This window comes from Streptomyces sp. NPDC002680, from assembly GCF_042889145.1.
Lineage (GTDB): Bacteria > Actinomycetota > Actinomycetes > Streptomycetales > Streptomycetaceae > Streptomyces > Streptomyces adonidis.
Map to the genome: position 1 here is coordinate 241736 of NZ_JBIAQP010000019.1, position 22083 is coordinate 263818.

A 22083-nucleotide genomic window follows, 5' to 3' on the forward strand; every position below is an offset into this window, starting at 1 on the left:
TGTTTGTGGGGTTCGTTGTCGGGTGCGGGCCCGGTGGGGGCTGGTCGCGCAGTTCCCCGCGCCCCTAAAAGCAAAAGACCGGGCCCTGCGGGCCTGAAAAGCAGGGGGCGCAGCCCCTGCTTTTCAGGGGCGCGGGGAACTGCGCGAGAAGCCCCACCGGACCCGCACCCGACAACGAACCGACTACGCCGTACCAGTCAGGTGCTCAGGCCGCACCGGAGTCTTCGTCAGCTCCAAGCCGGTCGCATTCCGAATCGCCGCCAGGACAGCCGGAGTCGACGACAACGTCGGCGCCTCGCCAACGCCACGCAACCCGTAAGGCGCATACGCGTCGGCCAGTTCAAGGACGTCAACCGGAATGGTCGGGGTGTCAAGAATCGTCGGGATCAGATAGTCCGTGAAGGACGGATTCCGTACCTTCGCCGTCTTCGGATCGACGATGATCTCCTCCATCACCGCGATACCAAGCCCCTGCGTCGTACCGCCCTGGATCTGCCCGACCACCGACAGCGGATTCAGCGCCTTGCCGACATCCTGCGCACAGGCCAGCTCGATCACCTTCACCAGGCCCAGTTCCGTGTCGACCTCGACGACCGCCCGGTGCGCGGCGAACGAGTACTGGACGTGGCCGAAACCCTGCCCTGTACGGAGGTCGAAGGGTTCCGTCGGCCGGTGCCGCCATTCCGCCTCGACATCGACGGACTCCTCACCCAGGACGTCCACCAGGTCGGCCAGGACCTCGCCGGCGTCCGTCACCACCTTGCCGCCCTCCAGGAGCAGCTCCGCCGTGGCCCAGGCCGGGTGGTAGGAGCCGAACTTGCGGCGCCCCATCTCCAGGACCTTCTCGCGCACCAGCTCGCACGAGTTCTTCACGGCGCCACCGGTCACGTACGTCTGGCGGGAGGCGGACGTCGAACCCGCCGAGCCCACCTGGGTGTCGGCCGGGTGGATCGTCACCTGGGTGACGCCCAGCTCGGTGCGAGCGATCTGGGCGTGGACGGTGACCCCGCCCTGGCCGACCTCCGCCATCGCCGTGTGAACGGTGGCCACCGGCTCGCCGCCGACAACCTCCATACGGACACGGGCAGTCGAGTAGTCGTCGAAGCCCTCGGAGAAGCCGACGTTCTTGATGCCGACCGCGTAGCCGATGCCCCGGACGACACCCTCGCCATGGGTGGTGTTGGAGAGGCCGCCCGGCAGCTGCCGTACGTCCGCCGCCTCGCCCGCCGCCAGCCACTGCTGCTCCGGCGGCAGGGGCATCGCCTTGACGCGGCGCAGGAGTTCGGCGACCGGGGCCGGAGAGTCGACGGCCTGCCCGGTCGGCAACAAGGTCCCCTGTTCCATCGCGTTGAGGCGGCGGAACTCGACCCGGTCCATGCCCACCGCGTCGGCGAGCTTGTCCATCTGCGCCTCGTAGGCGAAGCACGCCTGGACCGCGCCGAAGCCGCGCATCGCGCCGCAGGGCGGGTTGTTGGTGTAGAGGGCGATGCAGTCGATGTCGACGTCGTCGACGACGTACGGGCCGGCGCCGAGCGAGGCCGCGTTGCCGACGACCGCCGGGGAGGCGGAGGCGTACGCGCCGCCGTCGAGCACGATCCGTGCCTTCAGGTGGGTCAACTTGCCGTCCTTGGTAGCCCCGTGCTCGTAGGTGAGCTTGGCGGGGTGCCGGTGGACGTGACCGAAGAAGGACTCGAACCGGTTGTAGACGATCTTCACTGGTTTGCCGGTGCGCAGGGCCAACAGGCACGCGTGAATCTGCATCGACAGGTCCTCGCGCCCGCCGAAGGCACCGCCCACGCCCGACAGGGTCATCCGGACCTTGTCCTCGGGCAGGCCCAGCACGGGCGCGATCTGGCGCAGGTCCGAGTGCAGCCACTGGGTGGCGATGTAGAGGTCGACTCCGCCGTCTTCGGCGGGGACGGCCAGGCCCGACTCGGGGCCCAGGAACGCCTGGTCCTGCATGCCGAAGGTGTACTCGCCGGTGACGATGAAGTCGGCCCGGGCGCGAGCCGCTTCGACGTCGCCTCGGACGATCGGCTGGCGGTGGACGATGTTCGGGTGATCGACGTGGCCGATGTGGTGGTCGGTGCGGTTCTCGTGGATGAGGATCGCGTCCGGGGCCGTGGCCGAGGCCTCGTCGGTGATGACCGGCAGGTCGCGGTACTCGACCTTGATCTTCGCGGCGGCGCGGCGCGCGGTCTCCGGGTGGTCGGCGGCGACGATGGCGACCGGTTCGCCGTGGTGGCGGACCCTGCCGTGGGCGAGGACCGGGGTGTCCTGGATCTCCAGGCCGTAGTTCTTCACGTCGGTCGGCAGATCGTCGTACGTCATGATCGCGTAGACGCCGGGCAGGGCGAGGGCCTCGGCCGTGTCGATGGAGACGATCTCGGCGTGGGCGACCGTGGAGCGCAGGATCTGGCCCCAGAGCATGTCCTCGTGCCACATGTCGGACGAGTACGCGAACTCGCCGGTGACCTTGAGGGTGCCGTCCGGGCGGAGCGTGGACTCGCCGATGCCGCCCTTGGTCTTGGAGCCCTGGGTGACCTTGGTGGGCGTCCCGAGGGGAGCGCTCTTGCCGGGCATGTCAGACCGCCTCTCCCTGTCGGGCCGCGGCCAGCCGGACCGCGTCCATGATCTTCTCGTAGCCCGTGCAGCGGCACAGGTTGCCCGACAGTGCCTCGCGGATGTCCGCGTCGGTCGGGTTGGGGTTCTGCTCCAGCATCTCGTCGGCGGCGACCAGCAGACCGGGCGTGCAGAAACCGCACTGGACGGCGCCCGCGTCGATGAACGCCTGCTGGATCGGGGCGAGTTCGACGCCCTCGCCGGTCTGGGAGTCCGTGCTGCCCTTGGGCTGCCAGCGCTTGGCCGCGTCAAGTGGCGTACCGCAGGCGCCCGTTCCGCAACTGCCGTGCTCCGTACGCTGTTTGGCGTAGTCGGCGAGCCCTTCGACCGTGACGACCTCGCGGCCCTCCGCCTGTCCCGCCGCGACGAGACACGAGCACACCGGTACGCCGTCGAGGCGGACGGTGCACGATCCGCACTCGCCCTGCTCGCAGGCGTTCTTGGAGCCCGGCAGGCCGAGCCGCTCCCGCAGGACGTACAACAGGGACTCGCCCTCCCACACGTCGTCGGCTTCCTGCGGACGTCCGTTGACAGTGAAATTGACGCGCATCAGGCGACTCCCTCCGTGCGGGCCGCGTTACCGCGGTACGACTCCCAGGTCCACGTCAGCGTGCGGCGGGCCATCACGCCGACCGCGTGGCGGCGGTAGCTCGCGGTGCCCCGGACGTCGTCGATGGGGTTGCAGGCGGCGGCGCACAGGTCGGCGAACTGCTTGGCGACCGACGGGGTGATGATCTTCCCGTTGTCCCAGAAGCCGCCCTCGTCGAGCGCCGCGTTCAGGAACTCCTCGGCGGCCTTCGCCCGGACGGGTGTCGGCGCCGCCGAACCGATGCCCGTACGAACGGTCCGCGTCGACGGGTGCAGGGCGAGGCCGAAGGCGCAGACCGCGATGACCATGGCGTTGCGAGTGCCAACCTTCGAATACTGCTGGGGGCCGTCCGCCTTCTTGATACGGACGGCGCGGATCAGCTCGTCGGGCGCGAGCGCGTTGCGCTTCACGCCGGTGTAGAAGTCGTCGATCGGGATCAGCCGGGTACCCCGTACGGACTCGGCCTCGACCTGCGCGCCCGCGGCGAGGAGCGCCGGGTGGGCGTCACCGGCCGGGGAGGCGGTGCCGAGGTTGCCGCCGACGCCGCCACGGTTGCGGATCTGCGGGGAGGCGACCGTGTGCGAGGCGAGGGCCAGTCCCGGCAGCTCGCCGCGCAGCTGCTCCATGATCTTCGTGTACGGGACCGAGGCGCCCAGGCGCACGCTGTCACCCTCGGTGTCCCACTCGTACAGATCTCCGATACGGGTGAGGTCGAGCAGGTACTCGGGCCGGCGGTGGTCGAAGTTGATCTCGACCATCACGTCGGTGCCGCCCGCGATCGGCACAGCGGTGGGGTGCTCGGCCTTCGCGGCGAGCGCCTCCTGCCAGCTGGCGGGGCGAAGGAAGTCCATGACCGGCTCTTTTCCTCTTTGTCGCGTAGGTGGCGCCAATGGCTCGTTCATGTGCTGTTCACAGGGGATGAGATCAGTACACAGCGCTGTGCTCCGCCCGGGTCAGTCACGGAAACCATGAAGGAGTTGGCTGGCCAGGGCGATCGTCTTGTAGATTCGTATGAACAGGGGTCATCAGTAACCTCTCTGATTTTCCCCGGAAACAGTGAGCGCCGCGCAGGCGGAAAAGCGCGGCTCGCAAACAGAACGGCGGCGACGAGAATGCGGCTGCGCGCACTGCTGGACACCGACGCGCTGGGCCTCAGGCTGCTCGGCGGCGAGGACGAGCTGGACCGCACCGTCCGCGGGGTGATGACCACCGACCTCAGGGACCCCAGCCGCTACCTCTCGGGCGGCGAGCTGGTGCTCACGGGCCTGGCCTGGCGACGCGAACCGGCGGACTCCGAGTCGTTCGTACGGCTCGTGGCGGGAGCCGGGGTCGCGGCCCTGGCCGCCGGTGAGGCCGAGCTGGGGGCCGTCCCGGACGACCTGATCACGGCCTGCGCCCGGCACCGGCTGCCGCTGTTCGCGGTGCACGAGTCGGTGGCGTTCGCGTCGATCACCGAACACGTCGTACGGCAGGTGTCCGGCGAGCGTGCCGGAGATCTGGCGGCGGTCGTGGACCGGCACCGCCGGATGATGACCTCGGGCCCGGCGGGCGGCGGCCCCGACGTGGTCCTGGACCTGCTCGGCTCGGACCTCGACCTGCGCGCCTGGGTCCTCTCCCCCGCCGGACGTCTCATCGCGGGCTCGAAGGTCTCGGGCCCCGCCCCGGCCCACGACGTGTGCGCGGCCCTGGCGGCCGAACAGCTGACGGCGGCCCGCACCGGCCGGCGCGGACCCCACCGGGTGGCGGTGGGCGGCACGACGTACTCCCTGTTCCCGGTCCGCGGCAACGGCCGTACGGCCACGCAGGGCGCCTCCCGGGACGTACGCGAAACCCTTCTCTCCGACTGGCTGCTCGCCGTCGAGGCGGACGCCGGGGACTGGCCGGCGGAGCGGCTCGATCTGCTCCAGGGCGTCACGCAGCTGATCGCGGTCGAACGCGACCGGCGCGACACGGCCCGTACGGTACGGCGGCGGCTCGCCCAGGAGGTCCTGGAGCTGGTGCAGACGGGCGCCGCGCCCGCCGAGATCGCGGCCCGGCTGCGGGTCGCCGCGCCGGTGCTGCTGCCCGGCCTCGGCGCGGCCCCGCACTGGCAGGTCGTCGTGGCCCGCGTGGACTGGGCGGGCGCCGGGATCGAGGGCGGCCCGGTGGCCCAGGCGTTGCTGGAGGAAATCCTCGTCGACCCGCTGCTGACGGGCCCGGAGCACTCCGACCGGATCGCCGTGGCCCATACGGGGGACGAGGCGATCGCCCTCGTACCGCTGCCGGCGGTGTCGTCGGAGCACGACGGTTCGGAGACGGGAATCCTCGCCGAGGAGCTGCTGGCCGCCGTACGGGACCCGCTGTCGGCGGGTCTGGACGACGACGGGCGGCTCACGATCGGGGTCAGCGCGGCCGTGCACTCGGCGGAGGGGCTGCGCGGGGCGCTGGAGGAGGCACGGCACGCGCGCCGGGTGGCCGCGGCGCGCCCCGGCCGGGTGTGCGCGGCGGGCCACCAGGAGTTGGCCTCCCACGTCCTCCTCCTCCCCTTCGTCCCGGACGACGTCCGCCGCGCCTTCACGGCCCGCCTCCTGGACCCCCTGCGCGACTACGACCGACGCCACCGGGCCGAGCTGATCCCGACGCTGGAGGCGTTCCTGGAGTGCGACGGCTCGTGGACGCGCTGCGCGACCCGGCTGCATCTGCATGTGAACACGCTGCGGTACCGGGTGGGGCGGATCGAGCAGTTGACGGGGCGTGACCTGTCACGGCTGGAGGACAAGCTGGACTTCTTCCTGGCGCTGCGGATGAGCTGAGCCCGCGGCGGCTTCGCGGCGACGGGTCCGGTGACAGGGGCAGTACCTGGGGTACGGGGCGTGCGGTCCTGGCGTGCGCCGGGTGAAGCCCTCCGCGCGGCAACCGGGGCGCACAGTCTTCCCCGACTTTGTGAAATCCTTCACCTACCCCCTTGGCCGGGTGCCGGGATTCATGCTGAGATGCCGCCACCACTCAACAAGCTCGATGGCGTGCTCGGGGAGGGCAACGTGGCGCATACCGCCATGTCTGGTTACGGAACGACCTCTGGTGACGATCCTCTCCAGACCGCGGTATGGCGGCTGCGCTCACGCGCCTGCTGGGCGGACGCGGCGGCGCTGCTCGAACCCACCACGGCCGACGCCTCGCTCCAGCGGGCCGGGCTGCTGGTGGAGCGGTGCCTCTACACCGAGCAGGGCTGGGGAGAGGCCGAGGACGCGCTCCGTACGGCGGAGGCGCTGGCCCAGAGCGACGACGAGCGGGGCGCGGCGGCGTGCGAGCGGGGGCAGTTGGCGTACGCGTCGACGCTGCTCGGCGTACGGGACCGGGCCGACGAGGCGCGGGCCGCGCTGGGGCGGGCCGCCGCGCTGATCCCGCCGGGGGCTTCCGGGCGTGCGGTGCTGGACTTTCGGCGGGGGTTGCTGGCGGAGAACCTGGCGGGGTCTCCGCAGGCGGCTCGGGCGGCGTATCGGCGCGCCCATGCGGGGGCCACGGCCCATGCGGATCCGTTGCTGCTGTCGTTCACCTGGCGCCATCTCGCCGGACTCGCCCTGCGGGACGGGGAGTTGGCCGAGGCGCGGCACGGGTTCAGTGAATCGCTGCGGATCCGGGAGGAGTTGGGGTATCTGGTGGGGACCGCGCCGGCGTTGGCCTCGCTCGCCGATGCGGAGTCCGAGCCGGAGGCTTCTCGGTTGCGGGCGGAGGCTGGGCGGTTGTTTCGGTTGCTCGGGGGTGTGCCTACGTGGTTGGCGCGGCAGTTGGCTCCGCCTGCGGCGTCTGCCTAGTTGGGTGGGTGCGCCAACTGGGTGGGGTGGTTCTGCTGTTCGGCGGGTGCGCGTGCGTTGTGACTTGTCGCGCAGTTCCCCGCGCCCCTTGAGGGCGCTTCAGTGGGCGCCTGTTATATGTTCTCGTGTCAGTGACTGGACCAACTGCACGTCTCTTGCCGCCAGTGCGTCCAGCAGGGCCATGTGGTCCGCCGCGTCTGCCATGAGTGCTGCCGGTTTCGCGCTCACCAGGGGCCACTGGGCTCGGCGGTGGAGGTCTTCCGCTATCTGGACGAGTTGGGTGTTGCCGGTCAGGGACAGGACCGCTCGGTGGAAGGCTCGGTCGGTTTCGGCGTAGGTGGCCCGGCAGCCGGTGGAGGCCGCGCGGGCCGTTGCCTCGGCCAGGGGGCGGAGTTCCGTCCAGCGTTCCGTCGGCACCGTACGGGCCAGTCGGAGCATCACCGGGAGTTCGATCAGGGCGCGGATCTCGGCCAGCTCGGCCAGCTCGCGGGCGCCGCGTTCCACGACGCGGAAGCCACGGTTCGGGACGACCTCGACGGCGCCCTCCAGGGCCAGTTGCTGCATCGCCTCGCGGACGGGCGTCGCGGAGACGCCGAAGCGGTCGCCGAGCGCGGGGGCCGAGTACACCTCCCCGGGTGCCAGCTCGCCCCCGACGAGCGCGGTGCGCAGTGCGTCGAGGATCTGGCCGCGCACGGAGGAACGCTGGACGACGGGGCGCGCCTGCTCGGTGCGAGGGAGCGGGATCGGCCGCTCACTGTGCGTGTGCTCGCCCCGGGCAGCGGTGACCGGCTCGCCGGCTCCCGCGTCCGGACGGGCCGTCGGGGCGCTCGCCCCCTGACGCCACCCCCGGTCCACGTCCGCGGCCCTGGGCTGCGGTGGAACGCGTACGGCACCCGGGCGTGAAGCCGGGACCCCTGTCTCGGGCGAGCCGTGCGCGCCCTGTGGGCCGGCGTGCTGCACGGGGGCCTCCTCCGGGCTAGATGGCACCTTGACGGCACATGGGGTCATTACGGCGGGTTGTTACTCGCCCGTCAAGCACCATAGGCGCACATTCCGTCAGTTCAAATCCCGATTCGCGTCCAGGTTCGGTTCAGGGCCGGATCCGGTGTTAAATCCGGATCACATCACGGGCATGATGGGTAAGGTAAGCCTTACCTTTGATCTTCGTCTTCGGTCTTCGTCTTCGGTCTTCGAACGATCTAACGATCTAACGAGATGTGGTGGTCCCGACATGTCCGCTCCCGTCCAGGCCCGGTCCGCCGTCGCGGACTCGTACGACCGGCTCGCCGAGGCCTACTCGCACGCGACCGTCATCGAGCTGGGCCCCGGGCAGGAGCATCCGCGCGGCGACGGCTGGGTCCGGGCCGCCGGGCTCGCGGCCGGTGACGGCGACCTCGACTCCTTCCTGGCCTGGGACCACGAGCAGGTCGTGCGGGACTACGGCGAGCCGGGCCGCCCGGACGCCGTGGCCAGTTTCGGGCTGCACCGGTACGCGTGGACCGCCTGCCTGTTGATCACCGTGCCGTGGTTCCTGCACCGCCGGGTACCCCGGCTGCCCGTGGAGGACGTCTCCTACCACCGCGTGGACGGGCGTTTCCGTGTCCGTCCGGGCACCTTTTCCTGCCTGCCCGACGACCCGGCGGCGGCGCTGCCCGGCGCCCGGGTCGTCGACGACGAGGAGGCGCTGCGCGGGGAGGTGCGGACGGCGCTCACCGAGCACCTGGAGCCCGTGCTCGGCGGTTTCGGGCCGCGGATGCGGCGGCGCGGCCGGGCCCTGTGGGGTGTGGTGACCGACGACGTCGTGGAGGGCCTGCACTACATAGGACAGGTCGTCGGCGAGGCGGACCGCGCGCAGCGGGAGCTGGAGCTGCTGCTGCCGGGCTCGACCAGGCCGTTCGTCGGCTCGGCGGGCTTCCGCGAGGTGACGACACCGGACGGCGCGACACTGCCCACCCGCGACCGGGCCAGCTGCTGCTTCTTCTACACGATCCGCCCGGACGAGCTGTGCGACAACTGCCCGCGCACCTGCGAGAGCGAACGCGTCGCCAAGCTCGTGGCCGCCGCCGCGAGTTGAGGAACCCTCAGGGAGCCCCCGGGGAACCGTCAGGAGTACCCCCCTGTCGCACGGGCCCGCATGACGTGTCGTAAGATCCCCGCCGTAAGATCACGTTCGATTAGGTCTCCCTACGGTTACAGCCACTTCACAAGTTCCTCACTTGTCGCAGGAACTTTCCGTGGAACCACCCGTACGGGTAGTCTTATTCGAACTCAACTCCCGCCCCTCAAGCGGCAGTTCGAGCAGAATGTCGCCCTGAGTATCCCCTTGCACCTCCTTAGGCGGCCTCTTGCCCCGAAACCCCCTGAGGGCTGAGGGGATTGGGCCACTATGGCGGGCGTTACGCCCTATCCCAATGCAAGGGACCCCAGATGAGATTGACCGACATATCGCTTAACTGGCTGCTTCCGGGCGCCGTACTGCTCCTGGGCGTGCTGGCGGCGGTGGCGGTGCTCGCGCGCGGCAAGCGCTCCTCCGGGGCGAAGGCCGGCCAGGACGACTCGTGGGAGCGCACCGAAGAGCGCCGCAGGCGCAAGGAAGCCATATTCGCCACAGCTTCCTACGTACTCCTCTTCTGCTGTGCGGCGGTCGCCGCGGCGCTCTCCTTCCACGGCCTCGTCGGCTTCGGCGAGCAGAACCTGAACCTCACCGACGGCTGGCAGTACCTCGTCCCGTTCGGTCTGGACGGAGCGGCGATGTTCTGCTCCGTGCTCGCGGTGCGCGAGGCCAGCCACGGTGACGCGGCGCTCGGCTCCCGGATACTCGTGTGGCTGTTCGCGGCCGCCGCCGCCTGGTTCAACTGGGTGCACGCGCCCCGGGGTCTCGACAACGCGGGTGCCCCGCAGTTCTTCGCCGGCATGTCCCTGTCCGCCGCGGTGCTCTTCGACCGCGCGCTGAAGCAGACCCGCCGGGCCGCCCTGCGCGAGCAGGGTCTGGTGCCGCGTCCGCTGCCGCAGATCCGTATGGTCCGCTGGGCGCGGGCGCCCCGTGAGACGTACAAGGCCTGGTCGCTGATGCTCCTTGAGGGCGTGCGCAGCCTGGACGAGGCGGTCGACGAGGTGCGTGAGGACCGGCGCCAGAAGGAGCAGGCGCGGCTGCGCCGCCGGGAGCAGGAGCGGGCCGAGCGCGCGCACCTCAAGGCGATCAGCCGGGGCCACCGCGGCCCGTTCGGCGGCGGTGGCGGCGGCGGTGGCCACCAGCAGGTCGAGGTGGAGCGGGCGCCCGCCCAGGTCACCTCGGAGCCTGCCATATCCTCCGCGGAGCAGCTGCCCTTGCGCGCCCGTCCCTCCCTCCAGCCCGTTCGTGGCAGCAGTGACTCGATCACGGTCGACCTCACGGCGGAGGACGACACGATGGCCCTGCCCCGCCTGGACTCCCTGGAGCGCAAGCTCCGGGACCTCGAGAAGCAGTACGGCTGAGCACTACCGCACGTTCTGAGCGCGACCGACACGGGGGCGCGGCCGATTCAGGCCGCGCCCCCGTTCAGTTCGAACCACACCGCCTTGCCCACGCCGTGCGCCCTGACTCCCCACGCGTCGGCGAGGGACTCCACCAGAACCAGACCTCTGCCATGCGTACCGTCGTCGGCGTCCGGTACGCGCAGCCTCGGCCTGCGTCCGACGAAGTCCCGTACCTCCACGCGTAATCCGTGCGGCGAGACGGTGGCCGTCAGCACCGCGTCGCGGTCGGTGTGGACCAGTGCGTTGGTGACCAGTTCGCTGGTCAGCAGTTCCGCTATCTCCGAGCTGCCCGGCCATCCCCAGTGCCGCAGCAGCTCGCGCATGGCCCTGCGGGCCTCCGGTACCTCTCTCAGATCCGAACAGCCCAGCCTGCGCCTCAATTGCGACGCCTCCCCCCGGTTCACGCCATCGCCGTCGCGGATGCCGTGGTCTGTGTCGTTGTCGCTGCCCTTGTCGGTGTCTTCCTCCGCCTTCGTCGAGAAGGCCCCGATGGTTACGGGACCGCCCCCTCGTGCCTGCCTCTCCATGACCCCCGCCCGGACGCCGGTGTACTGTCCCCTCCTGATCGAACGCGTTCACGGGATCCATGCCCCCGACCTGAACACGGCAGTCATGTCGAATCGTCAACGACCGGATGTACGGGGATGGTTGGACGGTTCCTGGCCGGATCAGGACGTCGACCGCGCCCACCGGGCGCTGCTGGAGAGGCATGTGGAGCGGACGCTGCGGCAGTTCACGCGCCCGTCCAGTCCGGGGCCGGGCGCGTGGCGGCGACGGACCGCCCCAACTGTCCAGCGGGGGCTGCCGATCCAGCCGTAGGCCACTTCCTTCGGCAGCCCCTGTCACGCCTCCCAGACCGCGGCGGCCGTACGATCGTCCGCGTACCCCTTGACCCGTACCTGGGTGTCCGCGAGGAACGCGGCGAGGCCGGGCGGGGTGGGGCCGGACCAGCGCCCCGTGAGGTACTCGCACAGCTCGGGCTCGCCGCGCAACGGTTCGGCGAGGCCGCCGGTGCACAGCAGGAGCGTGTCTCCCGGGTGAGCGACGGAGGCCCGGAACCGGAAGGGTTCGCGGGGCGGTTCGGGGGCGGGCTCGTACGGGCTCGGCGGTGTCGTGATCCCGAGGTCCATGGTGAGCCGGTCCCCGTCCGGGGTCTCGTGGGGCAGCGAACCGAACCCGACGACGGGCTCACCGGCCGGGATCTCGGCGACCCGGGGTTCGATGTCCTGCCACTCGCCGTCCCGGAGCCGGAACAGTCCGCCCGCGCCGACGCCGAAGAAGACGCGCGTACGGCAGTCGGGGTCGGCGGGGAGCAGCAGACAGCGCAGGCCCGCGGTGTACTCCTCGGGCTCGATGCCCTGCTCGGCGGCGCTCGCCCGGAGCTTGCCGAGACTGCGGTCGGTGAGCCGGTGCAGCCCCGACTTGAGGTCGCCGCGCCGGGCGGCCCGGATGTCCTCGGCGAGCCGCACATGGCTGCGCCCCACCGCACGCCCGATCCACTGGCACGCCTCGGCGGCGGCCCGGTGCGCGCCGGGCGTGGCACGGGCGCCGGTCGCCATGGCGATGAGGACGAGCGCGTGGTCGCCCGCTCCGAAGCGGGCGGTGAGGAGGGAGTCGCGGCGGGGCTCGCCCCGGAAGCGCGCGGAGTCCCCGCGCAGGGAGACGGCCCGCAGCGTGCTGGCACCGTACTGCGCCCCGTCGAGCACGGTGTCCGCGACGAGGTCCCCCAGGTCGTCGGGGTCGGCGGGCGGGAGGGCGGTGGGCTCGGGGGCGTAGGTGGGGGGACCGGAGCCGACGTGGTCGACGCTGGTGGGCGGCCCGTCGGTGGCGATCGCGGAGGCAGCGGGCTCGGGTGTTCCGGGGCTCTGCGACTGTTCCTGGGCGTTCGGCGGCTCGGGCGGGATGGCCGGAATGTCCCGACGGGTGGGGGTACGGAGGACCGGGCCCCGGAGGAGGGAGGAGTCGGCCGGGGGACTGTCCTGGACGGGATCGCGCCGGGGTTCGCCCTTCGACGCGGCCCAGCCGGAGTGGGGCGGTGGCCCCGAGGCGGGCCGCCTGTCCGAAGAGTCCTCCCGAGCGGACGCGGATACGGGGCCGGTCTCGGCGGACGGACGCGGCGGGGCGTCCCACACGGCGTCCACGGCGTCCGAGCGGTCAGCGCCCGCCTCCTGGGCACTCTCGCTGCGCGACCCCTCGGCACCGGGCGCGAGCGGCAGCGGACGTGACGGGGCGTCCCACACGCCATCCGCGGTATCCGCGCTGCCGGCGCCTGTCTCCCGGGCGCCCCCACGGATCGGCCCCTCGGCGCCGGGCACGGACGACTGCGGACGTGGCGGGGTCTCCCATACGGCACCCACGGCGTCCGTAGCGTCCCGGAGGTCGGCGCCTGCCTCGCGGGCCGGTCCCTCGGCGTCAGGCGCGGAAGACTGCGGACGCGGCGGGGCGTCCCACACGGCACCTGCGGCGTCCGTGGCGTCCCGGAGGTCGGCGCCTGTCTCGCGGGCCGGTCCCTCGGTGTCGGACGCGGGCTGCTGCGGACCTGGCGGGGCGTCCCACACCGCACCTGCGGCGTCCGCAGCGTCCCGGAGGTCGGCGCCTGCCTCCCGGGCCGGTCCCCCGGCGTCGGACGCGGGCTGCTGCGGACCTGGCGGGGCGTCCCGCACCGCACCCTCGGGATCGGCGGCGTTCCTGATGCCGGCGCCTGTCTCCCAGGCGCTCTCGCGCTCCGGCCCCTCGGCGCCGCGTGCGGGCGGCTGTGTGCGGTCCCGGAAGCCCGGGGGTTTGGGGCCGGGCGGGAAGGTCGCCGGGCCCGGGGGCATGGCGGGTGGTGGCTCCCAGGGGGCGCGGGGCCGTGCGGGGCCGTTGCCGCGCGGGGCGTTCCACATCCCGTACGGGACCCCGCCACGCTGCGGCGGAAGCGAGACCGGAGCCGGAGGCGGTACGGGCCGCGACGGCAGCGGTGGCAAGGCCTCCGCCGCCAAGTCGTCCCACTCCTCGAAGGCACCGGAAGCACCAGAGGCACCGAAGGCATCCCCCGACACGGTCTCGCGCCCGAACACCGCGTCGTCCTCGTACCCGGACCCGTACCCCGACCCGTAGGCCGAGGACTCCTCCGGGACATCCCCGTCCCGCCCCGGAGTCGCGTCGACCGTGCCCGCCGCCGAGGCGAACCGGTCGTCCAGGGAGTCGCCCGCGGCCGTGGGCCCGGTGTCCTCGGTGGAGTCGTCGTACAGCTGCCCCCACCAGTCGTCCTCGTGACCGGTGGACCTCTCCCCCTGCTGGCTCATGCCCCCAATTGTCCACCGCACGGGCCGGATGAAAACGGGGCATCCGGAAAATCCGACCCGGCGTTCCGTCGCGAACGGCGTGTTCGACGGCGTGTCGGATGACACGACGAACGGCCGTACGAAACAAGTCGCCGGGCGGCCCCACCCCCCACGGGAGAACCGCCCGGCGACGCCGGGGTGACCTGACCCACGAGTCCCCGCAGGCCCCACGAGTTCCAGGCCTGCGAGGGTCGTACAGCGCGCGTCGTACGTCGAACTGCCGTGCACGCCGGTCCGCTCCGACCCGAGTGTGACCGGTCTTCCTTGGGTTCCGCTGTGGTTCGCGGTGGCGACACCTTGGCAGAGGGAAGGGTGCTACGGCGATGATGTACCGAGGCGGGTTTGCGTCGTGGCCGGTTCCCGCCACGGACGACCTTTGGGAGGGCGGCGCCCGGTGCTTGCGGCGATAGGTCTGGACGAGGCGCACGAGTCGGCGTACCGGGCCCTGGTGGCCGTGGGCGCCGCCGATGTGCCGGATCTGGCACGACGGCTGTCTCTCGGCGAGTACGTCACCGAGCGTGCCCTGCGCCGGCTGGAGCGGCACGGGCTCGCCGCCCAGTCGTCGGCGCGCCCCGGCCGCTGGGTCGCCGCGCCGCCCGGCGTCGCGCTGGGCGCCCTGCTCACCCAGCAGCGGCACGAGCTGGAGAAGGCGGAGCTGGCCGCCGCGCTGCTCGCCGAGGAGTACCGGGCGCAGGCCGCCGAACCCGCCGTGCACGACCTGGTCGAGGTGGTGACGGGGGCGGCGGCGGTCTCGCGGCGGTTCCTCCAGCTCCAGCTGGGTGCGAGCGACGAGGTGTGCGCGCTGGTCACCGGGAATCCGGTGGCCGTCACCGGCCCCGAGAACCACGCGGAGGAGCAGGCCGCCGACCGCGGCGTCGACTACCGCGTGGTCGTCGAACGGTCGGTGCTGGACCTGCCCGCCGGCGTCACCGAACTGACCGCCGCGCTGAACCGGGGCGAGCGGGTACGGGTCGTCGAGCAGGTACCGACCAAGCTGGTGATCGCCGACCGCTCACTCGCCCTCGTCCCCCTCACCTCCCGTACGGCGGAGCCCGCCGCGCTCGTCGTCCACGCCAGCGGGCTGCTCGAACTGTTGTCTGGCCTGTTCGAATCGGTGTGGCGGGACGCGCTCCCCCTGCGCCTCGGCGCGGCGGACGACGGGTTCACGGAGGGCACGCCGGACCAGCCCGACCCCGCCGACCTGGAGATCCTGTCCCTGCTGCTGGCCGGGCTGACCGACGCGAGCGTCGCCAAACAGCTGGACCTGGGGCTGCGGACCGTACAGCGCCGGGTGAAACGGCTGATGGAGCTGACGGGTGTGACGACCCGGCTGCAGCTGGGCTGGCACGCGTACGAGCGGGGCTGGGTCGTCCGCGACCGACGCCCCTGAGCCCCCGTCCGGGATTCCCTCCTCTCCCCTGACCTGCGGTTTCCCCGGCCCTCAGGCACGCTGGGCAGATGGGAGCGTGGGATCTCCTGCTGATCGGCCTGGTGATGCTGTTCGGTCTGTGCGGAGTTCTGGTGCCCGGGGTGCCGGGGTCGTGGCTCGTCTGGGCCGCGGTCCTGTGGTGGGCGCTGAAGGATCCGCGGGCGGTCTCCTGGTGGGTGCTCGTGGGCACGACCGTCGTCCTGTTCCTGTCCCAGGTGGTGCGCTGGCAGCTGCCCCCGCGCCGACTGCGCGCGAGCGGCGCCACCCCCCGAATGGCGGTGTACGCCGGTACGGGCGCCCTGCTCGGCTTCTTCCTGCTGCCCGTCCTGGGCGCGATCCCGGGTTTCGTGGGCGGTGTCTACCTCTACGAGCGGCTGCGGCTGGGCCGCCGGCACGGCGAGGCGGTGGCGGCGGTACGGACGGTGATGCGACAGGGCGGCACCAGTGTGCTCGTCGAACTCTTCACCTGTCTGCTGATCGCGGGCGCGTGGCTGGGCGCCACGATCTGGGGTTAACACATCGGATCTCTCCCAACTTATTGACGGCATCTCGCACCTTCTCTACGTTGCGTTGCGGGATAGCTCCGATGAATGAACGAATGATCCGAGCCGCCGGGAGGCAATGTGCCCAGCCCGTCCAGACGTACCGTCCTCGCCACCGGATCTGCCTTGGGCGGCGGGCTCCTCACCGGAGGACTGCCCACGCAAGCTCAGGCCTCCGTCGACCCCTGGCACACCGTCCTCGACGACGCCGACCTCGTCTGGCAGCGGATGCCGACCACCTGGTACGAAGGCCCGTATCTCGGCAACGGCTTCCTCGGCTCCGGCATCTACGCCGACCCCGACTCACCGACCAGGGCCGTCCGTTTCAATGTCCAGCACTCCGAAGTGCAGGACCACAGGCCCGAGTTCGGCTCCCTCTTCGGGCTCGCGCGGCTGCCCATCGGGTACTTCACACTGGAGCCGGTGGGTACGATCACCGGGCTCGACTGGCGGCTGGGGCTGCGCGACGCCGAACTCACCGGGACGCTCACCACCGACCGGGGCACCCTCGCCCTGCGCGCCCTGGTGCACACCGACCGCTCGGTCCTCGCCGTCGAGGTCACCCCGAGCAAGGGCGAGCGCGGCTTCCGGTGGGTGTTCCACCCGGCCGACGCGATCAGCCCGCGCGCCGCCTCCAAACCGCTGCCGGACGGCTACCGGGGCAACGACCCCGCCCAGGTCGCCGAGCACCAGGGCGTCTTCGCCGCCGTACAGCCGCTGCTGGCGGGCGGCGAGCATGTGACGGCCTGGCGGGAGCGCGGCTGGGGCACGAGCCGGACGCTGTACGTCCATGTGGCGCACTCGCACCCGAGGCGTACGGCACTCGGGCGGGCCCTCAAGGAGGTGCGCGGCGCCTCCCAACTCCCCTACTCCGCCCTCGCGTCGAGCCACCGGACCTGGTGGAACGCGTACTACCGCAAGAGCTTCCTGTCCGTCCCCGACGCCCGGATCCAGCGCTTCTACTGGATCCAGCTGTACAAGACGGCGTCGGCCGCCCGCCGGGACGCGCCCGTGATGGCGACCTGCGGCCCCTGGCTGGAGCCCACGCCCTGGCCCAACACCTGGTGGAACCTCAACGTGCAGTTGGAGTACTGGCTGATCCACGGCTCCAACCACCTCGAACTCGACGCCGTGACAAGGGCGTTGAGCGAGTTCCGGGACAACCTCGCCCAGGAGACCGCACAGCCGTACCGCGCCGACTCGCTCGGCATCCCGCGCACCACCGACCCCCAGCTCGTCAACGGCGCCGTGAGCCCCCTGATGGGTTACGGCGTGGGCGTCCCCGGCCAGGACCCACCGACGCCCGAGGTCGGAAACCTCACCTGGGCCCTCCACAACGTCTGGCTCAGCTACCGCCACACCATGGACGAGCGAATCCTCCGCGATGTCCTGTACCCACTCCTCCGCAAGGCCATCAACTACTACCTGCACTTCCTGGAGCCGGGCCCGGACGGCAAGTTGCACCTGCCGCCCACCTTCTCCCCGGAGTACGGCGGCAACTCCCGCGACTGCAACTACGACCTGATGCTGCTCACCTGGGGCTGTCGCACCCTCCTCGAATCCGCCGAACTGCTGGGCATCGAGGACGAGTTGACACCGCGCTGGCGCGAGGTCCTGGCGCGGCGGGTGGCGTATCCGACCGACGCGAACGGCTTCATGATCGGCGCGGACATCCCTTTCGCGAAGTCCCACCGCCACTACTCGCACCTGCTCGCGATCTACCCTCTCTACGAGCTGACCGGCCGCACACCGGACGAACGGGCCCTGATCGAGCGGTCGTTGGCCCACTGGGTGGGCTTCGAAGGCGCCCTTCAGGGCTACACGTTCACCGGCGCGGCCTCGATGTCGGCACTGCTGGGCAAGGGCGAGGACGCGCTCGCCTACCTGGGCGAGCTGATGTCCCGTTTCATCCAGCCCAACACCATGTACAAGGAGTCGGGCCCGGTCATCGAGACGCCGCTCTCGGCCGCGCAGTCCCTGCACGACATGGTCTGTCAGTCCTGGGGCGGGATCATCCACGTGTTCCCGGCGCTGCCGGCCGCGTGGGCGGATCTCACGGTGCACAACTTCCGTACGCAGGGTGCGTTTCTGCTGAGCGCGGTCCGCGAGGACGGCGTCACACGCTGGGTACGTCTGGTCAGCGAGGCGGGCGCACCCTGTGTCGTACGGCACGGCATCGCGGGCCGGATCGACGTACGGGACGAACGAGGCCGCGCCCTGCGGTACAAGGACCTCGGCGAGGGGACGGTCCAACTCGCCCTGCGGAAGGGCGAGTCGGCGACCGTCACGGCCCGGGGTGACCACCCCGACCTGACGATCGCCCCGGTCCACCCGAACGCTCAAGCCCCGCGCTGGGGCCTGCCACCGCTCACAGACGCATGAGGGCCGCGAGGTCGATCGCGTCGGCCATGGCGCGCATGCCGGCGTCGTTGAAGTGGAGGTGGTCGCCGGGGTCGTAGGCGGCGCGCATCCGCTGCGGGTACTCCGGGTCGCGGACGGCGGCGTCGAAGTCGACGACCGCGTCGAAGAGGCCGCTGGTGCGGATGAAGGTGTTCACGGTCCGGCGTACGGACTCTCGGTCCTCCTTCCACTGGGCGTGGCCGGCGTACGGGGTGATGGTGGCGCCGATGACACGGATGCCGCGGGCGTGGGCGCGGGCCACGAGGGTCCGGTAGGCCTTCTCGAAGACGAGCGGGTCGGTCTCGGCCGGGGTCCCGTTGATGTCGTTGATGCCCTCGAACACGATCACCGCGCGGACCCCGGTCCGGGAGAGGACATCGATGTCGAAGCGGCTCAGGGCGCGCGGGCCGACGCCGTCGAGGAGGAGACGGTTGCCGGAGATACCGGCGTTGAGGACGCCGAGGCGGCGGTTCGGGGGCAGGGCGGCGAAACGGTCGGCGAGGCGGTCGGGCCAGCGGCGGTTGGTGTCGGAGGTGGTGCCGCCGCCGTCGGTGAGGGAGTCGCCGAGCGCGACCACACTGCCGGCGGCGGGTGCGTCGAGGACGTCCACACCGGTGACGTAGTACCAGGAGGTGGTCGTCCTGGTGTAGGCGTCACCGTCCTCCACGTCGGCCCAATCACCGCTGGGGGCAAAGAAGTTGGTCTGCTTGGCCGTGCGGTGGTAGGTCGCCGGTCCGGAGTCGTCGGGCGTGTGGACGGTGACCAACAAATTGGCGCCGTACGGCACGACGAGGTCGACGGCGTCGGTGACGCGGTCCTGGCCCGCCGGGATCGTCACCGTGGGGGCGCCCTCGAAGGTGGCCGTACGCATCGAACCGGGTTCGGCGTCCGGGCTGCTGGGCTCGCCGGGTTTCTGGAGAGCGACGGTGACCGCGCCGAGGTGGAGGGCCTCGGTGCCGAGGCGGTTGGTCAGCCGGACGCGCAGCGCGCTGCCGCCGACGCTGAGATGCACGACGTTGCGGAAGGAGGCTCCGGGTCTGGCCGGGGCGGTTCCGGAGGCGGCGGCCGCCCAGGTGCCGGTCCAGAGCCGGGGAACGGGCGTTTCGGCAACGGCAGATACAGGAGACAGGGCCGGTGTCGGGGACAGGAGGAGATCGGTGGGCCCCTCGTCGGCTGTCGCGGCGGGCGGGACGAGTGCCAGGGCGGTCACCAGGGCCGCGAGGATGTGCCGAACCATGATCGCGCGGGTCATGGGCGCATGGTTCCCCGAACGATCACCGGCGCCACCGCGATGTCACACCCATGGCGGCACGCACTTACGTTCGCACGTACACCCGTGTTTCCGCTGCGCCCGCCCGGCCCGTCGTGTTTGGCTGCCGCCATGACCGAATTCAGCGCGGCCGAGCGCGCCTACCTCCGGACCCAGCGGCTGGGACGGCTGGCCACCGTCGATCCCCACGGACAGCCCCAGGCGAACCCTGTCGGCTTCTTCCCGCAGGACGACGGGACGATCCTGATCGGCGGCATGGCGATGGGCCGCACCAAGAAGTGGCGCAACCTGGAGCAGAACCCGAAGGTCGCGCTGGTCGTCGACGACGTGGTGAGCGTCCGCCCCTGGAAGGTGCGGGGCGTCGACATCCGCGGCGAGGCCGAACTCCTCACGGGCCCGCACGAGTTGGGCCCGCACTTCAGCGAGGAGGTGATCCGCGTCCACCCGAGGCGGATCCACAGCTGGGGCCTGGAGGAACAGGGCGAGGGCTGACCCTACGGAGCGACGGGGACGCCTTCCAGCCCGAGCAGACGGCGCTTGCGGTCAAGGCCGCCGGCGTACCCCGTGAGCGAACCGTCCGCGCCGATCACCCGGTGACAGGGCCGGACGACGAGCAGCGGATTGGCGCCGATCGCACCGCCGACGGCTCGTACGGCGGCCCGGGAGGCCCCGATCCGCGCGGCGATCCGCCCGTACGTGGTGGTCTCCCCGTACGGCACCGAGTCGAGGGCGTCCCAGACCCGCTGCCGGAATTCGGTCCCGCCGCTCCTCAACTCCAGCTGGAAATGGGTGAGTTCACCGGCGAAGTAGGCGGCGAGCTGTTCGCCCGCCGCACGGAAGGGCCCGGGGTCGGCCCGCCAACCGTCCTCGACACTTCCGGCGGTCCGGCCGCCCTTCTGTCCGGGCACGGAGAGGGAGGTGAGGGCGCCCGACTCGTCGGCGGTGAGGAGGAGTTGGCCGAGGGGGCTGTCGAAGGTGGTCCAGTAGGCGGTGGCGGAGACAGCGATGTGCGTGTTCCCGTTCATATTCATGTTCATGTTCATGACGATGAGGACTCCCACTCGCCTGCGGCGATGAGGTGATGGAGGGCGTAGGAGCGCCAGGGGCGCCAGGTGTCGGGCACGTCGACGCCGGGTGGCGCGACGTCGGGGTCGCCGAGGGCACGGGCCCGGACGACGGCGACGGTACGGGGGTCGAGTCCCGGCAGGGTGAGCAGGACGCGGTGGGTCTCGTCGCGGTCGGCGCCGGGGTCGAGCCGCAGGGTGCCGTCGGCGAGGGCTGCGGTGAGGGCACCGAGGGGACTGTCACCGTCCCGGGCGGCCGCCTCCGCCAGTACGGCGGGCTCGGGGAAGAGGTGGGTGAGGCTGCCGGAGGGGGATGGGAGCACTTCGCCGTACCGCGCCACGAGCCGCTCCGCCGCCGCCCTGCCGACCAGCGCCCGCACGGCCAGCTCGGCCGGATCGGCGGCGCCGGGCGAACGCAGGCCGGGCCGGAGCGCGACCAGGTGGGCGAGGCGGGGGTCCGCTCCGAGGCGCTCGTCGACGGCGTAAGGATCCGAGTCGAGGTCGAACAGGCGTCGCAGCCGCTGGACGGCGGTCGTCAGGTCACGCAGGTCGGTGAGGTGCAGCCGGGCGTCCAGCCAACACCCCCGGGGCGCGCTCCCGTACTCCTCGACGGCGACGATTCCGGTGCCGTACGGGAGACGCAGCGTCCGGCGGTACGTACGCCCACCCGGGCTGCCGCTCACCTCCTCGATGCCGGGGACGGCCTCGCGGGCGAGGAGGTCGAAGACGGCGGCGGAGTGGTAGGGACCGCGGTGGGAGAGGCGAAGGGGGATGCCGGGTGGGTTGGATGTGGACGTGGGCGCGGGGGTGGTGCTGGGCGCTGTCGCGCGGAGGGTGCTCGGAGTGGCCGCGTACACGGTTCGGATCGTGTCGTTGAACTGGCGCACGCTGGCGAATCCGGCGGCGAAGGCGATCTCGGTCACCGGCAGGCCGGTGGTCTGCAGGAGCACGCGTGCGGTGTGGGCCCGCTGGGCGCGGGCGAGGGCGACGGGGCCCGCGCCGAGTTCGGCGGTGAGCTGGCGCTGGACCTGCCGGGCGCTGTAACCGAGCCGTACCGCGAGCCCGGCGACGCCCTCCCGGTCGACGACTCCGTCGCCGATCAGGCGCATCGCCCGGCCTACGACGTCCGCGCGCACGTTCCACTCGGCGGAGCCGGGGACGGCGTCCGGGCGGCAGCGACGGCAGGCCCGGAAGCCGGCGCCGTGCGCGGCTGCGGCGGTCGGGTAGAAGCGGACGTTGTGCCGCTTGGGGGTGACGGCGGGGCAGCTGGGGCGGCAGTAGATGCCGGTGGTCCGGACGGCGAAGAAGAACTCACCATCGAACCGAGCGTCTCTGCTGCGCACGGCCGCGTACCTGGTGTCTTGGTCGGTCACGCTGTCCAGTTTGCGGTACAGGGGTGGGTGCGACTGGCGGATATCGGACACGATGTACCCATCCCTCGGGGGCTCCGCCCCCGAACCCCCGTATCGCGCTGAACGCGCTCGTCCTCAAACGCCGGACGGGCTGGATAGTCAGCCCGTCCGGCGTTTGA

General features: G+C 71.7%; 17 protein-coding genes. 8 read left to right on the forward strand and 9 right to left on the reverse strand.

What is annotated here, in order from left to right; translation table 11 throughout:
• Positions 1-183 precede the first annotated feature (183 nt).
• Genes ACFYXF_RS39975 through ACFYXF_RS39985 form a run of 3 tightly spaced genes read right to left on the reverse strand, consistent with a single transcriptional unit; the run spans position 184 to position 4062 of the window.
• Entirely contained in the window at positions 184-2583 is a 2400-nt protein-coding gene (locus ACFYXF_RS39975) for a xanthine dehydrogenase family protein molybdopterin-binding subunit (RefSeq protein WP_389356973.1), read from the reverse strand.
• 1 nt (position 2584) lies between these two features.
• Positions 2585-3172 carry a (2Fe-2S)-binding protein gene (locus ACFYXF_RS39980; RefSeq protein WP_389356975.1) on the reverse strand — a complete coding sequence of 196 codons (588 nt, stop codon included), beginning with the start codon at positions 3170-3172 and terminating at the stop codon, positions 2585-2587.
• Positions 3172-4062 carry an FAD binding domain-containing protein gene (locus tag ACFYXF_RS39985; RefSeq protein ID WP_389356977.1) on the reverse strand — a complete coding sequence of 297 codons (891 nt, stop codon included), beginning with the start codon at positions 4060-4062 and terminating at the stop codon, positions 3172-3174. Before ACFYXF_RS39985 ends, ACFYXF_RS39980 begins: the two co-directional genes overlap by 1 nt.
• Before the next feature lie 261 nt (positions 4063-4323).
• Here ACFYXF_RS39985 and ACFYXF_RS39990 point away from each other — a divergent pair, with 261 nt between their 5' ends.
• Positions 4324-6003, forward strand: coding sequence for a PucR family transcriptional regulator (locus ACFYXF_RS39990; protein ID WP_389356979.1), 1680 nt, complete (start codon positions 4324-4326; stop codon positions 6001-6003).
• Between the two features lie 228 nt (positions 6004-6231).
• Entirely contained in the window at positions 6232-7005 is a 774-nt protein-coding gene (locus ACFYXF_RS39995) for a hypothetical protein (RefSeq protein ID WP_389356981.1), read from the forward strand.
• A gap of 99 nt (positions 7006-7104) precedes the next feature.
• Here the strand turns inward: ACFYXF_RS39995 and ACFYXF_RS40000 are convergent, their stop codons facing one another.
• A complete protein-coding gene (locus tag ACFYXF_RS40000; protein ID WP_389356983.1) occupies positions 7105-7965 on the reverse strand; it encodes a GntR family transcriptional regulator in 861 nt (286 codons plus the stop codon).
• Between the two features lie 271 nt (positions 7966-8236).
• On the opposite strand from ACFYXF_RS40000, the gene ACFYXF_RS40005 reads away from it, so the two are divergent.
• Complete coding sequence (locus ACFYXF_RS40005) at positions 8237-9079, forward strand: (2Fe-2S)-binding protein (protein ID WP_389356985.1); 843 nt, start codon at positions 8237-8239, stop codon at positions 9077-9079.
• A 353-nt stretch (positions 9080-9432) separates the two neighbouring features.
• A complete protein-coding gene (locus tag ACFYXF_RS40010) occupies positions 9433-10479 on the forward strand; it encodes a DUF2637 domain-containing protein (protein WP_369030440.1) in 1047 nt (348 codons plus the stop codon).
• A 47-nt stretch (positions 10480-10526) separates the two neighbouring features.
• Here the strand turns inward: ACFYXF_RS40010 and ACFYXF_RS40015 are convergent, their stop codons facing one another.
• Positions 10527-11048 carry an ATP-binding protein gene (locus tag ACFYXF_RS40015; RefSeq protein ID WP_389356988.1) on the reverse strand — a complete coding sequence of 174 codons (522 nt, stop codon included), beginning with the start codon at positions 11046-11048 and terminating at the stop codon, positions 10527-10529.
• Between the two features lie 315 nt (positions 11049-11363).
• A complete protein-coding gene (locus ACFYXF_RS40020; protein WP_389356990.1) occupies positions 11364-13808 on the reverse strand; it encodes a protein phosphatase 2C domain-containing protein in 2445 nt (814 codons plus the stop codon).
• Positions 13809-14241: 433 nt separating this feature from the next.
• Between ACFYXF_RS40020 and ACFYXF_RS40025 the strand changes: the two genes are divergently transcribed.
• The 3 genes from ACFYXF_RS40025 (at position 14242) to ACFYXF_RS40035 (ending at position 18200) form a co-directional block, all read left to right on the forward strand.
• Complete coding sequence (locus ACFYXF_RS40025) at positions 14242-15237, forward strand: helix-turn-helix transcriptional regulator (protein WP_389356992.1); 996 nt, start codon at positions 14242-14244, stop codon at positions 15235-15237.
• A gap of 68 nt (positions 15238-15305) precedes the next feature.
• A complete protein-coding gene (locus tag ACFYXF_RS40030; protein WP_389356994.1) occupies positions 15306-15791 on the forward strand; it encodes a DUF456 domain-containing protein in 486 nt (161 codons plus the stop codon).
• A gap of 108 nt (positions 15792-15899) precedes the next feature.
• Complete coding sequence (locus ACFYXF_RS40035) at positions 15900-18200, forward strand: glycoside hydrolase family 95-like protein (RefSeq protein WP_389356996.1); 2301 nt, start codon at positions 15900-15902, stop codon at positions 18198-18200.
• On the opposite strand, the gene ACFYXF_RS40040 is transcribed toward ACFYXF_RS40035, so the two are convergent.
• Positions 18187-19470, reverse strand: coding sequence for an SGNH/GDSL hydrolase family protein (locus tag ACFYXF_RS40040; RefSeq protein ID WP_389356998.1), 1284 nt, complete (start codon positions 19468-19470; stop codon positions 18187-18189). The two genes, ACFYXF_RS40035 and ACFYXF_RS40040, sit on opposite strands and share 14 nt — an antisense overlap.
• 129 nt (positions 19471-19599) lie before the next feature.
• On the opposite strand from ACFYXF_RS40040, the gene ACFYXF_RS40045 reads away from it, so the two are divergent.
• Positions 19600-19980: a PPOX class F420-dependent oxidoreductase gene (locus tag ACFYXF_RS40045; protein WP_389357000.1), complete on the forward strand. Its 381-nt coding sequence runs from the start codon at positions 19600-19602 to the stop codon at positions 19978-19980.
• A 2-nt stretch (positions 19981-19982) separates the two neighbouring features.
• Here the strand turns inward: ACFYXF_RS40045 and ACFYXF_RS40050 are convergent, their stop codons facing one another.
• Both ACFYXF_RS40050 and ACFYXF_RS40055 read right to left on the reverse strand, forming a co-directional pair.
• Positions 19983-20525, reverse strand: coding sequence for a methylated-DNA--[protein]-cysteine S-methyltransferase (locus ACFYXF_RS40050; protein ID WP_389357002.1), 543 nt, complete (start codon positions 20523-20525; stop codon positions 19983-19985).
• Positions 20526-20527: 2 nt separating this feature from the next.
• A complete protein-coding gene (locus tag ACFYXF_RS40055) occupies positions 20528-21925 on the reverse strand; it encodes a DNA-3-methyladenine glycosylase 2 family protein (protein WP_389357004.1) in 1398 nt (465 codons plus the stop codon).
• Positions 21926-22083 lie beyond the last annotated feature (158 nt).